This window comes from Pseudomonas sp. AC463, assembly GCF_979253585.1.
On the sequence record NZ_CEEDDZ010000416.1, the window covers coordinates 1 to 300 of the forward strand.

General features: G+C 67.0%; 1 protein-coding gene. It reads right to left on the reverse strand.

Features of this window, described 5'->3' with window-relative positions; translation table 11 throughout:
* On the reverse strand, positions 1-300 hold a 300-nt coding region (locus tag AC0IYH_RS30785; RefSeq protein ID WP_471837962.1), incomplete at both ends, for a TolC family protein.

Here is a 300-nt window from a genome sequence, read left to right on the forward strand (position 1 = left end):
AGGATTTGTATTGGGTTTGCGAGCGCGTCACCTGGGTTTCATCACCACGGCCAGCGTCGCGCAGGCGCTGGGGGAGCTTGGTGCTCTGGGCTTGCAGGTCGAGGGACTCGTTGGCAATCGCCAGCTCTTCGTGGGCCGCGCACACCTGGGTGTAGGAGCGCACCACATCGGCGACCCGGGTGATGCGCGCGATGTCGGCGGCAGCCTGGGCGGCGTCGGCGCTGGCCTGGGCGCTCTCGATGCCGCGCTGCATGGTGCCGAACAGGGCGAATTGATAAGACGTGGTGATACTCGCGGCGC